This window comes from Lentzea sp. NPDC102401, from assembly GCF_044765805.1.
GTDB lineage: Bacteria > Actinomycetota > Actinomycetes > Mycobacteriales > Pseudonocardiaceae > Lentzea > Lentzea sokolovensis.
In genome coordinates, this window is sequence record NZ_JBIWKS010000003.1 from 811,734 (window position 1) to 827,002 (window position 15,269).

The 15,269-nt window shown below is 69.9% G+C and carries 17 protein-coding genes; 13 read left to right on the forward strand and 4 right to left on the reverse strand.

The genetic code is table 11. The features are described from left to right. Window positions 1-13: 13 nt before the first annotated feature. The 10 genes from ACIRG5_RS14710 to ACIRG5_RS14755 all read left to right on the forward strand — a co-directional run bounded on the left by ACIRG5_RS14710 (window position 14) and on the right by ACIRG5_RS14755 (window position 8,715). Window positions 14-994, forward strand: coding sequence for a Ppx/GppA phosphatase family protein (locus tag ACIRG5_RS14710; RefSeq protein ID WP_319976770.1), 981 nt, complete (start codon window positions 14-16; stop codon window positions 992-994). Further along, window positions 994-2,262 (forward strand): hypothetical protein, encoded by a 1,269-nt coding sequence (locus tag ACIRG5_RS14715; protein ID WP_402904807.1) that lies wholly within the window; start codon window positions 994-996, stop codon window positions 2,260-2,262. Before ACIRG5_RS14710 ends, ACIRG5_RS14715 begins: the two co-directional genes overlap by 1 nt. Continuing rightward, window positions 2,259-3,104: a sugar phosphate isomerase/epimerase family protein gene (locus ACIRG5_RS14720; protein WP_402904809.1), complete on the forward strand. Its 846-nt coding sequence runs from the start codon at window positions 2,259-2,261 to the stop codon at window positions 3,102-3,104. Before ACIRG5_RS14715 ends, ACIRG5_RS14720 begins: the two co-directional genes overlap by 4 nt. A 206-nt stretch (window positions 3,105-3,310) precedes the next feature. Continuing rightward, complete coding sequence (locus ACIRG5_RS14725) at window positions 3,311-4,207, forward strand: proline dehydrogenase family protein (protein ID WP_402904811.1); 897 nt, start codon at window positions 3,311-3,313, stop codon at window positions 4,205-4,207. Further along, window positions 4,204-4,986 carry a thioesterase family protein gene (locus ACIRG5_RS14730; RefSeq protein WP_402904812.1) on the forward strand — a complete coding sequence of 261 codons (783 nt, stop codon included), beginning with the start codon at window positions 4,204-4,206 and terminating at the stop codon, window positions 4,984-4,986. Before ACIRG5_RS14725 ends, ACIRG5_RS14730 begins: the two co-directional genes overlap by 4 nt. A 10-nt stretch (window positions 4,987-4,996) precedes the next feature. After that, window positions 4,997-5,806: a pyrroline-5-carboxylate reductase gene (gene proC, locus ACIRG5_RS14735; protein WP_402904814.1), complete on the forward strand. Its 810-nt coding sequence runs from the start codon at window positions 4,997-4,999 to the stop codon at window positions 5,804-5,806. A 184-nt stretch (window positions 5,807-5,990) separates the two neighbouring features. Continuing rightward, window positions 5,991-6,203, forward strand: a complete 213-nt coding sequence (locus tag ACIRG5_RS14740) for a helix-turn-helix domain-containing protein (protein WP_030477960.1) — start codon at window positions 5,991-5,993, stop codon at window positions 6,201-6,203. A gap of 120 nt (window positions 6,204-6,323) precedes the next feature. After that, complete coding sequence (locus ACIRG5_RS14745) at window positions 6,324-6,425, forward strand: 30S ribosomal protein bS22 (RefSeq protein ID WP_015105422.1); 102 nt, start codon at window positions 6,324-6,326, stop codon at window positions 6,423-6,425. Between the two features lie 276 nt (window positions 6,426-6,701). Beyond that, on the forward strand, window positions 6,702-7,739 hold the full coding sequence (locus tag ACIRG5_RS14750; protein ID WP_093605844.1) for an NAD-dependent epimerase/dehydratase family protein: 1,038 nt from the start codon (window positions 6,702-6,704) through the stop codon (window positions 7,737-7,739). Between the two features lie 16 nt (window positions 7,740-7,755). Further along, on the forward strand, window positions 7,756-8,715 hold the full coding sequence (locus ACIRG5_RS14755) for a lysophospholipid acyltransferase family protein (RefSeq protein WP_402904817.1): 960 nt from the start codon (window positions 7,756-7,758) through the stop codon (window positions 8,713-8,715). On the opposite strand, the gene ACIRG5_RS14760 is transcribed toward ACIRG5_RS14755, so the two are convergent. Continuing rightward, window positions 8,684-9,961, reverse strand: coding sequence for an isocitrate lyase/phosphoenolpyruvate mutase family protein (locus tag ACIRG5_RS14760; RefSeq protein ID WP_402904819.1), 1,278 nt, complete (start codon window positions 9,959-9,961; stop codon window positions 8,684-8,686). The genes ACIRG5_RS14755 and ACIRG5_RS14760 overlap by 32 nt on opposite strands. A 66-nt stretch (window positions 9,962-10,027) precedes the next feature. Here ACIRG5_RS14760 and ACIRG5_RS14765 point away from each other — a divergent pair, with 66 nt between their 5' ends. Continuing rightward, complete coding sequence (locus ACIRG5_RS14765) at window positions 10,028-10,678, forward strand: ArsR/SmtB family transcription factor (RefSeq protein ID WP_402904821.1); 651 nt, start codon at window positions 10,028-10,030, stop codon at window positions 10,676-10,678. A gap of 4 nt (window positions 10,679-10,682) precedes the next feature. Here the strand turns inward: ACIRG5_RS14765 and ACIRG5_RS14770 are convergent, their stop codons facing one another. The 3 genes from ACIRG5_RS14770 to ACIRG5_RS14780 all read right to left on the reverse strand — a co-directional run bounded on the left by ACIRG5_RS14770 (window position 10,683) and on the right by ACIRG5_RS14780 (window position 13,372). Further along, complete coding sequence (locus tag ACIRG5_RS14770) at window positions 10,683-11,579, reverse strand: HAD family hydrolase (protein ID WP_402904823.1); 897 nt, start codon at window positions 11,577-11,579, stop codon at window positions 10,683-10,685. Between the two features lie 41 nt (window positions 11,580-11,620). After that, the gene (locus ACIRG5_RS14775) at window positions 11,621-12,613 is read right to left on the reverse strand and encodes a DUF5667 domain-containing protein (RefSeq protein ID WP_402904825.1); all 993 of its coding nucleotides are present in this window, start codon (window positions 12,611-12,613) and stop codon (window positions 11,621-11,623) included. A 138-nt stretch (window positions 12,614-12,751) separates the two neighbouring features. After that, window positions 12,752-13,372: a sigma-70 family RNA polymerase sigma factor gene (locus tag ACIRG5_RS14780; RefSeq protein ID WP_402904827.1), complete on the reverse strand. Its 621-nt coding sequence runs from the start codon at window positions 13,370-13,372 to the stop codon at window positions 12,752-12,754. A 164-nt stretch (window positions 13,373-13,536) separates the two neighbouring features. Between ACIRG5_RS14780 and ACIRG5_RS14785 the strand changes: the two genes are divergently transcribed. Further along, entirely contained in the window at window positions 13,537-15,012 is a 1,476-nt protein-coding gene (locus tag ACIRG5_RS14785; RefSeq protein WP_402904828.1) for an AMP-binding protein, read from the forward strand. Between the two features lie 4 nt (window positions 15,013-15,016). Continuing rightward, the gene (locus ACIRG5_RS14790; protein ID WP_402904829.1) at window positions 15,017-15,256 is read left to right on the forward strand and encodes a glutaredoxin family protein; all 240 of its coding nucleotides are present in this window, start codon (window positions 15,017-15,019) and stop codon (window positions 15,254-15,256) included. The last annotated feature ends 13 nt before the right edge of the window (window positions 15,257-15,269 follow it).

A 15,269-nucleotide genomic window follows, 5' to 3' on the forward strand; every position in this document is an offset into this window, starting at 1 on the left:
TACCGTTTCCGGCGTGCGCCTGGGCGTTCTCGACGTGGGGTCCAACACCGTCCACCTACTGGTGGTGGACGCGCATCGTGGTGCCCACCCAATCCCGATGACGTCCGAGAAGACGATCCTTCGTCTCGCCGAGCAGCTCGACGACCGGGGTCAGCTCTCCAAAACGGGCGCTGACCAGCTGGTTCGTGCTGTGGCCGCCGCCAAGGCGTCGGCCAAGAAGTCCGGCTGCGACGACATGATGGCGTTCGCGACCTCGGCGGTGCGCGAGGCGGGCAACTCGGCCGAGGTGCTCGACCGGGTGCGCACCGAGACCGGGGTCGAGCTGAAGGTCCTGTCCGGTGAGGACGAGGCCCGCTACACCTTCCTCGCGGTCCGCCGCTGGTACGGCTGGTCCGCGGGCAGGTTGCTCAGTCTCGACATCGGCGGCGGCTCGCTCGAGCTCGCCATCGGCCGCGACGAGAACCCGGACCTGGCCTTCTCCGTGCCGCTCGGCGCGGGAAGGCTCACCAGGACCCGGTTCAAGAAGGATCCGCCCCGGCGTTCGGAGGTCCGCGAGACCACCGACTGGCTCGCCGAGCAGCTCGCGCCCGTGGCGCGGAAGCTGAAGCGCGCGGGTGAACCCGATCGAGTGGTTGCGACCTCAAAAACTTTCCGAACGCTGGCGCGGCTCACCGGGGCCGCGCCATCGTCTGCCGGGCCCAGGGCGCGTCGGGTTCTCACCGACGCCGGCCTGCGGCAGCTGATCGCGTTCATTTCCCGGATGTCGGCCAACGACCTCGCGGAGCTGGAAGGCGTGAGCACTTCACGCGCACACCAGCTCGTCGCGGGAGCGTTGGTCGCGGAGGCAACAATGCGAGCCCTGTCACTCACGCAGCTGGAGATTTGCCCCTGGGCACTCCGGGAGGGTGTCATCCTCCGGCGGCTGGATCACACTGATGGGACGGACCAGAGCGATACTGGACGGACTGGCCAGACCGGGGCACGGTGGAGTTGATGAGTCGAGAGAGCGGATCGGACCAGACGCAGCGCACAGTCGCTGAGCTGCTCGCCCAGTACGGGGGCAGCGCAGAGAGTGCGCCACGTCGGCGACGCCGCCGCGCTGACGACGAGGAAGACGTCCAGCAGCCGGAGACCGCGCCCCAGACGATCATCGAGCGGGTGCTGTCCGACAGCGGCCGCCTGATGGCTATTCGCGACGACACCGCCGCACCGCAGCCCGGTCGTCGTGCCGCCCCCGAACCGCCGGCCGAGCGCACCGCGTACCAGCCGAAACAGCAGGTCGCGCCGCCGAAGCCGCCACAGCAGTCGCAGCAGATGCCGTTGCCGCAGGCCCAGCCACCGCAGGTCCGCAGACCGGTTCCGCAGCCGCCGAAGCCGGCGCCTCCCGTCCCCAAGCCCGTCGCGCCGGTGCCGCCGCCTCCCGCGGCCGCCGAGCAGACCCGGCAGGTTCCGCAGGTCCGCGACCAGCCGTCCCGCCCGGACATGCCGCGCCCGGACGTGCCCGGCCGCCTGGAGGCACGGCTCGACCAGGCGGCAGGCGCGCCGTCGCGCACGAACATCACCCGGCCGCCGAAGCCGGTGCCGCCGTCGGTGCAGATGCCGGTGCCGGGCCCGCCGCGCGAAGCGATGACCGAGCAGCTTCCGCGCATCCCGGCGAAGGCGCCGGTGGACAAGATCGCCGCGCTCGAGACCGAGTCCGTGCTGATCGTGCCGCCCGCCCCGCCGAAGCTGCCGGAGCCGTTGCCGGGCAACGTGCCCGACGCCTGGTTCAGCGACGACGACGCGGACGCCAAGACGGATCTCTCGATGGCGCCGATGGAGTCGACCGCGGCGCACCCCGCTCCGTACGTGGACGACGACTCGCAGGAGTACGCCGTCTACCGCGCCGAGGACGACTACCTCGCGGACGCCGACGAGGAGGAGGACGACGAGGACGAGGGTCCCGCCGGCCTCGACGACGCGGCCGACGTCGAGGAGGACGCGGAAGCCGAACCGCGTTCGCCCGGCAAGGAATGGCTGATCATGATCGGCCAGCTCGCCGTCGGCGTGCTCGGCGGCGCCGCGCTGTGGCTCGCGTTCAACTACCTGTGGCGCTCGGTACCGGCCGCCGCACTCGTGGTGGCGCTTGCCGTTACCGTGGGTCTGGTGTTGCTGGTTCGAAAGATCCGCAGAGCGGACGATCTGCAGACCACCGTCCTGGCCGTGCTCGTGGGCCTCATCGTGACCGTCTCACCAGCGGCGATGCTGCTGGTGAAGAATTGACCGCCCGCATCCCGGTCGGGCTTTCCACGGCATCGGTCTACCCGCAGCCCGCCGGAGCGGCGTTCGAGATCGCGTCGGAACTGGGCTACGACGGCGTCGAGCTGATGGTGTGGGCCGACCCGGTGTCGCAGGACATCCGCGCGGTCGACCGCCTGTCGGCCCGGACGGGCATGCCGGTCCTCGCCGTGCACGCGCCCTGCCTGCTGATCTCGCAGCGGGTGTGGTCGCCGGACCCGGCCGAGCGGTTGCGCCGGTCGGTGCGGGCCGCTGCCGATCTCGGGGCGTCGACCGTCGTGCTGCACCCGCCGTTCCGGTGGCAGCGCAAGTACGCGGACGGGTTCGCGGAGCTGGTCTCGTCGCTTGAGGACGAGAGCGGGATCGCCATCGCCGTCGAGAACATGTTTCCCGTGCGGCGGCCTCTTGGGCGGGGGCGGTCGGTGGAGATGAACGCGTTCAAGCCTTCTGTGGACCCGACCGATGTCGGGCACGCCAACTACACCCTGGATCTGTCGCATTCCGCCGCCGCGCACATGGATGCGCTGGAGTTGGCCAAGCGGATGGGGGACGGGCTGCGGCACATCCACCTGGCTGACGGGTCCGGGGCGCCCAAGGACGAGCACATGATCCCCGGGCGCGGGACTCAGCCGTGTGCGGAGCTCTGCGAGATGCTGGCTCGGAGTGGGTTCGACGGGCAGGTCGTGCTGGAGGTCAACACACGTCGCGCCGCGACTCCCGGCGCGCGGCGGGAGATGCTGGCTGAGGCTTTGTTGTTCGCCCGGCTGCATTTGGACTGGGCTGCCGAGGGCGACGCCGGGAAGGCTCGGCCCGGGTTGTCTCGCTGATCGCGACTGGGCCTGCGTGCGCGGGTTTGGACCGTGCGGGTCGGCTTGCGTTGGCGGCGGGGCCGCGCGCGGGTCGTTTTGCGTTCGTGGGCTCGGCCGTGCGGGTCGGCCTGCGGGCGCTCGCCGCGTTCCGGCAGAGGGGCCGCTTTGCGTACCCGCCGCGCGTCCCGGCGCTGTGAGTTGAGTGGCGAGTTAGGGTTTCCGGTGTGAACCCGCTGCGAGCGTTGATCATGGCCGCGTCTCGCAACGACGCGGTCCGTCACCTGGTCGCCAACGCGCCGATCAGCCGCGATGTCGTGAAGCGGTTCGTCGCAGGCGAGACCACGAAGGACGCCGTCGAGGTCGTGCGCGGTCTTGGGCTGCCGGTGACGCTCGACTACCTCGGGGAGGACACGAGGGACGAGGCTCAGGCCGAGCGGACCGTGCAGGCGTACCTCGAGTTGCTCGACGCGTTGCACGCTGCGGGGCTGGCGGTGAATGCCGAGGTCAGCGTCAAGCTGACCGCGGTCGGGCAGACGCTCGACGAGTCGCTCGCCCTGACGAATGCCTCCCGGATCTGTGCCGCCGCCGAGCAGTGCGGGACGACCGTCACGCTCGACATGGAGGATCACACGACCACCGACTCGACGTTGCGGGTCCTGCACGAGTTGCGTCGGACGTGGCCCTGGGTCGGTGCGGTGCTGCAGTCGTACCTGCATCGGACGTTGGACGACTGCAAGGCGCTCTCCGGGGCCGGGAGCAGGGTCAGGCTGGTCAAGGGGGCCTACGCGGAGCCTCCCGAGGTTGCGATTCAGGATCCATCCGAGGTTGATCTGAACTACGTGCGGTGCCTGAACGTTCTCCTCGCCGGAGAGGGGTATCCGATGTTCGCGACGCATGACCCGCGCTTGATCGAGATCATTGGCGAACGAGCGCGCTGGTATGACAAAACTGACTTCGAGTACCAGATGCTCTACGGCATCCGGACCGAGGAGCAGAGGCGTCTCGGCACTCGTGTTTATGTTCCCTACGGCGAGCAGTGGTACGGATATCTCATGCGGCGACTTGCGGAACGGCCTGCCAACGTGACCTTTTTCCTGCGGTCGCTGGCCAGCCGCTCATGACCTTCTCGAAGTCCAGTGCGGTGCGGTCGCTCGGTGACGGAACCTTCACCGCGTCCCTGCCCGCCGAGTGGACCGTGGGCCCGAAGCCCCACGGCGGTTTCCTTCTCGCGGTGATGACCCGTGCGGCTGCTCACGTCGCCGACGGTGATCCGCTGGCCGTGTCCGCGCAGTTCCTGCGTGCGCCGGAGGTCGGGCCCGTGCTGGTCCGCACCGACGTGCGCAAGGCCGGGCGGACGGCGACGGTCATCGCGGTGACGCTGGAGCAACGCGGTCAGGTGTGCGTTGAGGCGTCGGTCACCACGGGGCGGATCCCCGAGCACCGGGCCGACTACGTGAACCTGCCCACCATGCCCGCGGCACCGCCTGCCGGTTCGGTGGAGATGGCCACGTTCCCGACCGGCGGGGTCTACCGGGTGGGCGCGCTGTGCGACCTTCGGGTGGACCGCGAGTCGGCGACGTTCCTCGACCGGCGCACGGACGGACCGCTGACGCTGAAGCTGTGGGCGCGGCCCACCGACGAGCAACCCGACCCGTACTTCGCGTTGCTCGCGGGTGATCTGTCGATGCCCGTCACGTTCAACCTCGGTCGTTTCGGCTGGTCACCGACGGTGCAGCTGACGGCGCTGCTGCGGGCCCGGCCGGCGCCGGGCTGGCTGCGCATCCACGTCACCTGCCAGGCGGTGCACGGTCAGTGGTTCGACGAAGACGCCACGGTGATCGATTCCGCCGGGCGGTTGGTGTGTCAGGCACGGCAGCTGGCGTTGACGCCTGCTGTGTGAGACTTGACCGATGACGAAGATCGCGGTGCTCGGCGCGGGCAAGATCGGTGAGGCGCTGCTGTCCGGGCTCTTGCAGGGCGGCCGCGCCGCCACGGATCTGATGTTCACGGAGAAGCACGAGTCACGGGCTCGTGCCTTGACCGAGCAGTACGGGTTCGAGGCCGTCACGGTCGCCGGCGCGGCTGCCCAGGCCGACGTGCTGATCGTGGCGGTCAAGCCGCAGGACATCGAACCGCTGCTGGTGGAACTCGCGCCGGTGCTGCGTCCCGGCACGTTGATCGTCTCGCTGTGCGCGGGGCTGCCGACGGCCCTGTACGAGCGCAGGCTGCCCGAGGGCACGCCGGTCGTGCGGGTCATGCCGAACACCCCGATGGTCGTCGGTGAGGCCATGAGCGCCGTCTCCGGCGGTTCCAACGCGACGGCCGAGCACCTCAAGATCGTCGAGGAGATGCTGTCGACCGTGGGCAAGGTCGCGGTGGTGCCGGAGTCGCAGCAGGACGCGGTGACGGCGCTGTCGGGCTCCGGGCCCGCGTACTTCTTCTTCCTGGTCGAGGCGATGATCGACGCGGGCATCCTGCTCGGCATCCCGCGCGACCTGGCCTCGACGCTGATCATCCAGTCGGCCGTGGGGGCCGCGACGATGCTGAACGAGGGCTCTTCGCACCCCGTGATCCTGCGTGAGGCCGTCACCTCCCCCGCGGGCACGACGATCATGGCCATCCGCGAGCTGGAGAAGCACGGCGTCCGTGCGGCCCTGCTCGCGGCCATCGAGAGCGCTCGTGACCGTTCGGTCGAGCTGGGCCGTCAGCACGAGGACTGAGTGCACGCGGGGCGCCTTCGTTTCCCTCTGGGGAACGCGGGGGCCCCGCGTTACCTACAAGCAACACTGGTTGGACGTCGCAGGAGTCACACCAGTCCCGCTACTCTCAGAGGCAGCACGTGCGTGTCGAACCGTTGGTGGGGAAGACCGACGGCACGACACGTGTCGAAGGATGCGGTGATGTATGCCTGCGAAGGAGAACGAACGAACAGGTCTCGCTCAGGTTCAGTTCCTGACCGTGGCCGAGGTGGCCTCGATGATGCGGGTCTCCAAGATGACCGTGTACCGCCTGGTGCACTCCGGTGAGCTGCCCGCAGTTCGGGTCGGCAAGTCGTTCCGGGTGCCCGAAAAGGCGGTCCACGCCTACCTGGAGAACGCGTACTTCGACGCTGGCTGAAAGCTGGTGAACCTCGCCGGGTAGACTGGTAGGCCGATCGTGCTTACCGGCGCGCCGTGCTTGACACGGCCAAGGCTGGGGCGCGCCAGTCAAAGCAACGTCTAGAGCTAAGGAACCCGCATGGGCTCGGTCATCAAGAAGCGCCGCAAGCGCATGTCGAAGAAGAAGCACCGCAAGCTGCTGCGCAAGACCAGGGTCCAGCGCAGGAAGCGCGGCAAGTAAGCCCGCATGCGCTCTGCCGCCGCCGGTCTCCTCACGGAGGCCGGCGGCGGTTGCGTTTCTCCAGCCCGCTCAGGGGTACTCGCCTGGGTGCTTGCACCGGCACGGATATCACCCTCTGAGACGAACCGCGGGAAACACGGGATCGGTCGCCGCCGTTCGGGTGATTAGCCGGTAAAGCCTGCGTGACCTGCGTCAAGACGGCGTTCCGGCCCCCTGCGGTTCTCTATTCGGTCTGTAGCATCGACCAATCGCACCACCCTTCGTGCTTGGAGTCGCATGACGCCCAAGGTCGTCCTCGTCACCGGAGTCAGCCGCTTCCTCGGCGGCCACCTCGCCGCGCGCTTCGCCGCGAACCCGGACATCGAGCGCGTGCTCGGTGTGGACACCGAACCGCCGCCGCGCGATCTGCTGCGCCGCATGGGCAGGGCCGAGTTCGTGCGGGCCGACATCCGCAACCCGCTGATCAGCAAGGTCATCTCCACCGCGAACGTGGACACGGTCGTGCACGCCTCCGTCACCGCGAACCCGGCCGGGCCCACCGGTCGCACGGTGATGAAGGAGATGAACGTCATCGGCACCATGCAGCTGCTGGCCGCGTGCCAGAAGTCGCCCAAGGTGCAGAAGCTCGTCGTGAAGTCCACCAGCGCCGTCTACGGGTCCAGCAGCCGCGACCCGGCGGTGTTCACCGAGGACATGGGCCCCAAGGACCTGCCGTCGTCCGGTTACGCCAAGGACGCGGTGGAGGTCGAGGGGTACGTGCGCGGGTTCGGCCGCCGCAGGCCGGATGTGAACGTCACCACGCTGCGCTTCACGAACTTCATCGGCCCGCGCATCGACACGGTGCTGACGCGCTACTTCGCTCTTCCGGTCGTGCCCACCGTTCTGGGCTACGACGCTCGTGTGCAGCTGTTGCACTCCGAGGACGCACTGGCGGTCCTGGAGCGCGCGACGATGCACGACCTGCCCGGTGTGTTCAACGTGGGCGGCGACGGCGTGCTGCTGCTGTCGCAGGCGATCAGGCGGGCGGGCAGGCTGAACCTGCCGGTGCCCAGCATGGCCGTGCCCACGGTCGGTGGCTTCTTCCGGAGCGCCCGGCTCGTCGACTTCTCGCCGGACCAGATGAGGTTCCTCAACTGGGGGCGCGTGGTCGACACCACCCTGCTGAAGAAGGAATTCGGGTTCACGCCGCGGTGGACCACCCAGCAGGCGTTCGACGACTACGTGAACGGCCGAGGTCTGAAGCCGCTCATCGACCCGGAGACGGTCGAAGCCGCGGAACGGGGAATCCTCGACGCGGCCGCCAGATTCCGCTGATCTTTGCTTTGAGGAGATGAACGCAGTGGCAGGAGCACGCGTTATCCCGCTGCACGACCCGGAACGCGACGCCGCGCGCCGAGCGCGCCACGTCGAGGTGGTTCCCGAGCCCGAGCAGCAGCAGTCCGGGACATCGGACTGGGAACGCAGGCTGGCCGACCTGCTGTCGTTCGCACGCAGGCGGATCGCGGGCGACTACCAGATCGACGAGTTCGGGTTCGACCGCGACCTCACCGAGAACGTGCTGATGCCGCCGCTGAAGCCGTTGTACGAGAAGTGGTTCCGCGTCGAGACCATCGGCATGAACAACATCCCGCTGGCCGGCGGCGCGCTGATCGTCGCGAACCACTCCGGGACGTTGCCGCTGGACGCCCTGATGACGTCGTACGGCATCGCGTCCGAGCACCCGGCGCACCGGTCCCTGCGCGGGCTCGGCGCCGACCTGGTGTTCCGCACGCCGCTGCTCGGTGCGATCGCCCGCAAGGGCGGCCAGACGCTCGCGTGCAACGCGGACGCCGAACGGCTGCTGTCCTCCGGTGAGCTCGTCGGCGTGTGGCCGGAGGGCTTCAAGGGCGTCGGCAAGCCGTTCAAGGACCGCTACAAGCTGCAGCGCTTCGGCCGCGGCGGCTTCGTGTCGGCGGCGCTGAAGACCGGTGTGCCGATCATCCCGTGCTCGATCGTCGGGGCCGAGGAGATCTACCCGATGATCGGCGACATCAAGGCTCTCGCGCGGTTGTTCGGTTTCCCGTACTTCCCGGTGACGCCGTTCTTCCCGCTGCTCGGTCCGCTGGGCGCGATCCCGCTGCCCTCGAAGTGGTACATCGAGTTCGGCGAGCCGATCCAGACGGACGTGTTCGGCGAGAACGCGTCCGACGACCCGATGCTCGTCTTCAACCTCACCGACCAGGTGCGGGAGACGATCCAGCAGACCCTCTACCGGCTGCTCACCCAGCGTCGGAACGTGTTTCTCGGCTGATCAGGGACTGGACCTGGTCGTAGCTGAACGACGGTGAGGCGGGCTCGCCGTCACGCACTGCTTCGGCGGTCGCGACGGTGTGCCGCAGCGCTGCCCTGAACAGCAGCGAACCGGTGCTGATCCGCTTCACGCCGAGGTCTCCGAGTTCCTTCGGCGTGCGTTGCTGGGCCAGCACGTTCAACGGGGCGAGCGTCGCGAGCTTCTCGATGTCCCTCGACTCGGTCAGGCCCGCCACGAAGATCCCGTCCGCGCCGGCGTCGACGTAGCGGCGAGCGCGGTCCTCGGTCTCCTCCAGGGCCACGCCCTGCCAGTGGGTGTCGATGCGGGCGTTGAGGAAGACGCCCGGCGCACGTCCCTTCACGGCCGCGATGAGTTCTGCCTGCTCCTGCGGGGTGGCGAGGCCGTGCGGGCGGCCGTCCTCCAGGTTCACCCCGGCCACGCCGAGGTTCGCCACGAGATCGGCCACCTCCGCCGGCGTCCTGCCGAAGCCCGACTCCAGGTCCGCGGTGACTGGACAGGGCAACGTGGCGAGCAGCCTCGCCAGTGCCGTCGCCTGGTCGCCGGCCAGGCCCATGCCGTCCGGGATGCCGTGCGCTGCCGCGACGCCGAGGCTCGTCGTGCCGATCGCCGGGAAGCCCGCCGCGTGCAGAGCCACCGCCGAGGCGTGGTCCCAGGCGTTGGGGAGGATCAGCGGCTCGTCCTGGTGGTGCAGGGCCCTGAACGCCATGTTCTTGGCGATCCGGGTGGCCAGGTGCCGGCCGGGGCAGGCGTGCGGGCCGTGGCCGAACGGGTGGGCGTCGAGACTCACCTCGACGGTGCCGGTCTTCGTGGCCCTGCGGGTGATCGGGACCGGTGGGGCCTGGTTGCCGGTGCGCAGGTGCTCGGCCAGGGCGTTCGTGGCCGCCCAGGCCTGGACGAGCAGGCCAATTCTCGCCGCTGCCTCCTCGTCGTGGGTGCCGGCCAGGCGTTCCACGGCCGCGTCGGCTGCCGCGGTGATCGGCTCGTGCGGCTGGTAGCTGGGAGCGATTCTGGCGATGTCGTCGAGCGAGCCGGGCAGGCCCAGCGCGGTGGCCAGCTCGTCGAGCGTGGTCGCGGTGACGTCGTCGAGGAGCCTGGTCGTGAGCGCACGCCTGCGGGTGTGGTCCGGGCCGTTGCTGAAGCGGACGACGGTGGCGCGCAGCCACGCCACGCCCCGGTCGCCGCCGGGGGCGCTCGGTACGGGGAGGCTCAGCAGCTCTTCGGTCATGGTGTCGACGCTAGAGCCGGGACGGTTCGGCGCGGGCCGAAGTGTTCCGGTCGCAGAATGGGTTCCATGGAGGGACTTGCGCAGGTTGCCGGGTTGCTCGCGGACCGGACGCGGGCGGCGTTCTGCGGGGCCCTGCTGGACGGACGGGCCTGGACGGCCCGGGAGCTGGCCGTGCACGCCGGGGTGGCCGCCTCCACCGTCAGCGAGCACCTGACCAGGCTGGTCGAGGGCGGGCTGCTGGTCGAGCACCGGCAGGGGCGGCACCGGTACGTGGCTCTGGCCGGGCCGCACGTCGCGGAGCTGCTGGAGAGCATGGTCGCGTTCGCCGGGCCCGACGCGCGGCCTCGTTCGCTGCGGGCGGTCTCTGCCTCGGAGGCGATGGCACGTGGCCGGACCTGCTACGACCACCTGGCCGGGCAGCTCGGGATCACGTTGAGGTCAGGGCTGGTGGCGCTGGGCGTGGTGACGGCGGACCTCGCCGTCACCGAGCCGGGGATGGTGTGGCTGAAGGAGCTCGGGTTCGAGCCCTCGCAGCGTCAGGTCAGCCGGGCGTGCCTGGACTGGACCGAGCGCGTGCCTCACCTCGCCGGCGCGGCTGGAGCCCATCTGTGCCGGGTGTTCCTCGAACGCGGCTGGGTGCGGCGGATCGGGTCCGGGCGTGCCGTCGTCCTCGCTCCCGAGGGTGAGCAGGGGTGGCGGGAACTGGGGATCGTCTGACCCGCTACTTCACCCGGCGGCGGTAGGCCATCGTGGCCGCCACGGCTCCGGCCAGCGCGCCCGCGCCCAGCACCGACGGGACGCCGATCTTCGCCGCCTTGCGGCCGGTGCGGAAGTCGCGGATCTCCCAGCCCTTGCGGCGCGAGACCTCGCGCAGCTGCGAGTCCGGGTTCACGGCCACGGCGGTGCCCACGACCGACAGCATCGGGACGTCGTTGGACGAGTCCGAGTAGGCGGTGCAGCGCCGCAGGTCGAGGCCCTCCTTGGCGGCCAGCGAGCGGACCGCCTGTGCCTTGGCCTTGCCGTGCAGGAGGTCGCCGACCAGACGGCCCGTGTAGACGCCGTTCGTCGACTCGGAGACCGTGCCGAGGGCGCCGGTCAGGCCCAGGCGGCGCGCGATGATCTGCGCCAGTTCCACCGGGGTCGCGGTGACCAGCCAGACGCGCTGACCAGCGTCGATGTGCATCTGAGCGAGGGCCTGGGTGCCCTTCCAGATGCGGTCGGCCATCAGCTCGTCGTAGATCTCCTCGCCCAGCGAGACCAGTTCGGCGACGGTGCGGCCCGCGACGAAGGAGAGGGCCTGCTCGCGGGAGGCCTTCACCGACTCCGGGTCCTCGCGGCCGCCCACCCGGAACTTCAGCTGCTGCCAGACGAAGCCCGCGAGGTCGGAGGTCGAGAAGTACTTGCGCGCGGCCAGGCCACGGGCGAAGTGGAAGATCGACGCGCCCATCATCATCGTGTTGTCCACGTCGAAGAAGGCCGCTGCCGTCAGGTCCGGCGGGACCGTCAGGGACGCTTCGAGCTCCGGCGCCATCGCGGCGGCCTGGATCGCGGCGTCCGCCGATGCCTCGCCGGCTAGTTCGGCCAGCCGGTCGCTCTCCACGTCACGCTTGCTTGCCATGTCCCAAGCGTAGCGATCAGGTTCGTCGGAAACCGCCCGACTCAGCCGAAGCTGATGCCGGGTAGCAGCGGAAGCGAGATGCTCGGCAGCGGGAGCGGCAGCGGAATCGTGATTCCGGGCTTGCCGGTCGAGGGCTGGGGCGAGGTGCCCGGCTGGGACGTCTGCGGGTTCGACGTGCCCGGCGCCACCGACTGGGTGGGCTGGACCGGCGGGACCGCGGAGCCCGAGGGCGTGGGCAGGCCGGACGGGGTCGGCTGGACCGAGGACGGCTCGCGGCCCGACGAGGAGTTCGGGTCGGTGACCGCTGCGGCGCACTCGTCCTTGGCCGGCAGCGGGCCGAGCGGGTCGGAGGAACCGCTGATCACGGCGTCGCACCCGGCGCGGGCGGCGAGGTCGTGGGCTCGCTGGGCGATGCTCGCCAGCAGCCACATCGTGGTGTCGGCGTGGGCGCCGGCGTCACCGGGCAGGCGGGGGCGCAGGGTGCCGATCTTCACGTACTGGGCGAGTGCCCAGTCGCGGAGCGCGGGCAGAGCGGTCTCGTCGGACGAGGTCGCGTAGGTGGTGAGCTGGCGGGCGCCCTCGACCGCGTCGGCGTCCAGGTCGGACAGCGCGGTGAGCTGCGCTTCCGGGGCCGAGGAGCGGTCGGCGAGGGTCTCCATCTCGCTGACCCTGGACGCGGCGAACTCCAGGTGCTTGAGGGCGCGGTCCTCGTCGTCGAAGGTCAGGCCCAGCGACGCGCTTTCGGTGGTGCGCTTGATGCCGTAGAGCGGGTCTCCCGGGAGCGCGTCACGGCTGAGCAGCACACTCATGCCGGCGAGTGACAACAGCAAGCAGAGGACCGCGGCCGCTGCGACCGCTAATCGTGCGCGCGCTCCCACCCGTCTTACCGACGAGAGCTCCAGTGGCTTCTCGGGCGGGGGCGCGGTGAGGACGCGCTGTCTCATCCGTTCGCGCGCCTCGGCGTCCGGGCCGACGTCCATCCGCCGGAGGAGTTCGACGATCGCGAGGTCCTCAGCGAGGTCGTCGTTCCCCACCGGCTGTGGGCCGCCTTCAACGGCACGAGCGAAGCGCTCGTGCTCCGTGTGCCGCCACCGCGGTGTTCTTCCCTTGCCGTCCATCTCAGCCCGAGTAACGAAGTTGATCTAGTTTGGGTTACGCGTCTGCGATCGCAATCACCGCAACCACGACGGAAGAATCTGTGCGAGCCGCCTCACGGCCCTGTGTTGCAGCGCCTTCACGGCGCCCTCGTTGCGGTCCATGATCTGCGCGACCTCGGACACGGACTTGCCCTCGATGAACCTCAGCACGATGCAGTCGCGCTGGTCGTCGCCCAGCTGGGAGACGCACCGGAGCAGCTCCGCGTTGGTCGCCTCGGTCATGACCTCCTGCTCAGGGCCGCTCGTCTCCTCGCGGTTGTCCTGCAGTTCAGCCGTGGTGATCTCGAGCCGGTAGCGGCTCGACTTCACGTGGTCGAACACGATGTTGCGGGCGATCGTGACGAACCACGCCCCGACGTCACGGCCCTGGTAGCTGACCGAACCGATGCTCCGCAGCGCCCTGAGGAAGGTCTCGCTCGTCACGTCCTCGGCGAACGCGCGATCGCCGCCCACCCGGAAGAGGACATAGCGGAAGACCATGTCGACGTAGTTGTCGTACAGCACTCCGAACGCCTCGGTGTCACCCGCCTGGGCGGCCTTGACGAGCTGCCACGGCTCGTCGGCGGCGTTGTCGTGCTGACCCCCCGTCATGGTCCGGGTGGTCCTGATCGTGTTCGGTCGTGCCCGCGCGGTCATCGGCTCGCGGCACCTCCACAGAGTCGCCGTGGCGGCAGCATACGTGTTGTTACTCCGTAGTAGGTAGCGGATGGTTCTGTGGTGCAGACGAGCCAACCGTGACTTCATGACGCCCGTCACGCGTGGAAGACTGCTCGAAGCGTCCAGTTGTTCATGAGGAGGCCATGTTGACTTCCGCTCGCAATGTGTCAGATCTGGTCCGTGCTTCGGCACGGCGGGGACCCAGCCACGTCGCCTTGGTCGACGTAGCGAGCGGTAAGAGCCTCACGTGGGAAACCATCGACGGCGCGACCGATGCTTTCGCCCGCCATTTGGCTGATTCAGGACTCGAATCGGGCGACCGAGTGGCGGTACGACTGCCCACGAGCCCCGAGTTCGTGGTCGCCGTGTTCGGAATTCTGCGTGCGGGCGGCGTCGTGGTGCCCACCGGCCCCGGCATCCCGCCGCGCGAGCTCCAGCGGATCCTCGCCGACTCCGGCGCCGCGCTGCTGGTCGGCGACGGCGAGGGCTCGGACGCGCAGGTTCTCGACGTCCCGGACGTCACGGCCACCGCCGCGCCGTTCGAGGCCGTCCGCGGCGGTGAGGACCTCGCGGTCCTCGGCTACACCTCGGGCACGTCCGGTGTGCCGCGCGGAGCGATGCTGTCGCACCGCGCGTTGCTCGCGAACGTCTCGCAGTGCGCCTCCCTGCGTCCCGCCCCCGTGACGGCGGGCGACCGGGTGCTGCTCGCGCTGCCGTTGTTCCACGTCTACGGCCTCGGCCCCGGCCTGCTGCAGGTGGCGGGCGCCGGCGCCACGGCGGTCCTGCTGGAGCGCTTCGACCCCGCGGCGGTGCTGGACGTCATCGAGGACCACCGCGTCACCACCATGGTCGGCGTGCCGCCCATGTACCGGGCACTGCTCGCGAACCCGGTCGAGTTGCTGCGCGAGAAGCTCGCCACGGTCCGCCTCTTCACCTCCGGTGCGGCCCCGCTCCCGGCGAGCGTCATCGCGGAGATGCGCGGCGCGATCGGCATCCCGATCTACGAGGGCTACGGCCTGACCGAGACGGGCCCGGTGCTGACGTCCACGCTGGTCGGCGGCGTGCCGAAGCCGGGTTCGGTGGGTCAGGCACTGCCCGGCGTCGAGATCCGTCTGGTCGACACCGACGGTTCGGTGCTCGACATCGACGAGGACGAACCCGGCACGGGCCTGGTGTCCGCGAAGGGCGACAACCTCTTCAGCGGCTACTGGCCGGACGGCGCGTACGGCCCGGACAGCTCCGGCTGGTTCCGCACCGGCGACGTCGGCTTCATCGACGCCGACGGCGACCTGCACCTGGTGGACCGCGCGGGCGACCTGATCATCGTCAACGGCTTCAACGTCTACCCGCACGAGGTGGAACAGGTCATCGGCGAGATGGACGGGGTCGTGGAGGCCGCGGCCGTCGGTGTGCCGAACGAGAAGACCGGCGAGTCCGTGAAGGTCGTCGTGGTGCTCCGCGACGGCGCCACGGTCTCCGTCGAGGACGTCGTCGCGCACTGCGCCGCGCGACTGGCCAAGTTCAAGGTGCCGACGTCGGTGGAGTTCGCCCCGGCCCTGCCGCACTCGCCGACCGGCAAGCTGGCGCGCGCCGTCCTGCGCAAGCCGCTGGGAGCATGACGGCATGAGCCACCACGTGACGCTGATGAGCCGGGTCGACTGCCACGCCTGCGAGGAGGCGGCGACCGAGATCGAGCGGATCTGCGCCGACCTGGGCGCGACCTGGTCCGTCGAGGACGTGGACGCCGACCCGGAGCTGCGGGCCGAGTACGGGGACCGGGTGCCGGTGTTCCTGGTGGACGGGTCCGAGCACGGGTACTGGAAGGTCGAGGAGGACCGCCTGCGGGCGGCTCTCGCCGGCTAGTGCGGTGGCCACT

Coding starts and splice junctions, on each gene's coding strand:
- ACIRG5_RS14770 (WP_402904823.1), bottom strand. CDS start 11,579: ATGGCAAGCAAGCGTGACGTGGAGAGCGACCGGCTGGCCGAACTAGCC.
- ACIRG5_RS14715 (WP_402904807.1), top strand. CDS start 994: ATGAGTCGAGAGAGCGGATCGGACCAGACGCAGCGCACAGTCGCTGAG.
- ACIRG5_RS14780 (WP_402904827.1), bottom strand. CDS start 13,372: ATGACCGCGCGGGCACGACCGAACACGATCAGGACCACCCGGACCATG.
- ACIRG5_RS14745 (WP_015105422.1), top strand. CDS start 6,324: ATGGGCTCGGTCATCAAGAAGCGCCGCAAGCGCATGTCGAAGAAGAAG.
- ACIRG5_RS14765 (WP_402904821.1), top strand. CDS start 10,028: ATGGAGGGACTTGCGCAGGTTGCCGGGTTGCTCGCGGACCGGACGCGG.
- ACIRG5_RS14790 (WP_402904829.1), top strand. CDS start 15,017: ATGAGCCACCACGTGACGCTGATGAGCCGGGTCGACTGCCACGCCTGC.
- ACIRG5_RS14740 (WP_030477960.1), top strand. CDS start 5,991: ATGCCTGCGAAGGAGAACGAACGAACAGGTCTCGCTCAGGTTCAGTTC.
- proC (WP_402904814.1), top strand. CDS start 4,997: ATGACGAAGATCGCGGTGCTCGGCGCGGGCAAGATCGGTGAGGCGCTG.
- ACIRG5_RS14750 (WP_093605844.1), top strand. CDS start 6,702: ATGACGCCCAAGGTCGTCCTCGTCACCGGAGTCAGCCGCTTCCTCGGC.
- ACIRG5_RS14760 (WP_402904819.1), bottom strand. CDS start 9,961: ATGACCGAAGAGCTGCTGAGCCTCCCCGTACCGAGCGCCCCCGGCGGC.
- ACIRG5_RS14785 (WP_402904828.1), top strand. CDS start 13,537: ATGTTGACTTCCGCTCGCAATGTGTCAGATCTGGTCCGTGCTTCGGCA.
- ACIRG5_RS14730 (WP_402904812.1), top strand. CDS start 4,204: ATGACCTTCTCGAAGTCCAGTGCGGTGCGGTCGCTCGGTGACGGAACC.
- ACIRG5_RS14755 (WP_402904817.1), top strand. CDS start 7,756: ATGAACGCAGTGGCAGGAGCACGCGTTATCCCGCTGCACGACCCGGAA.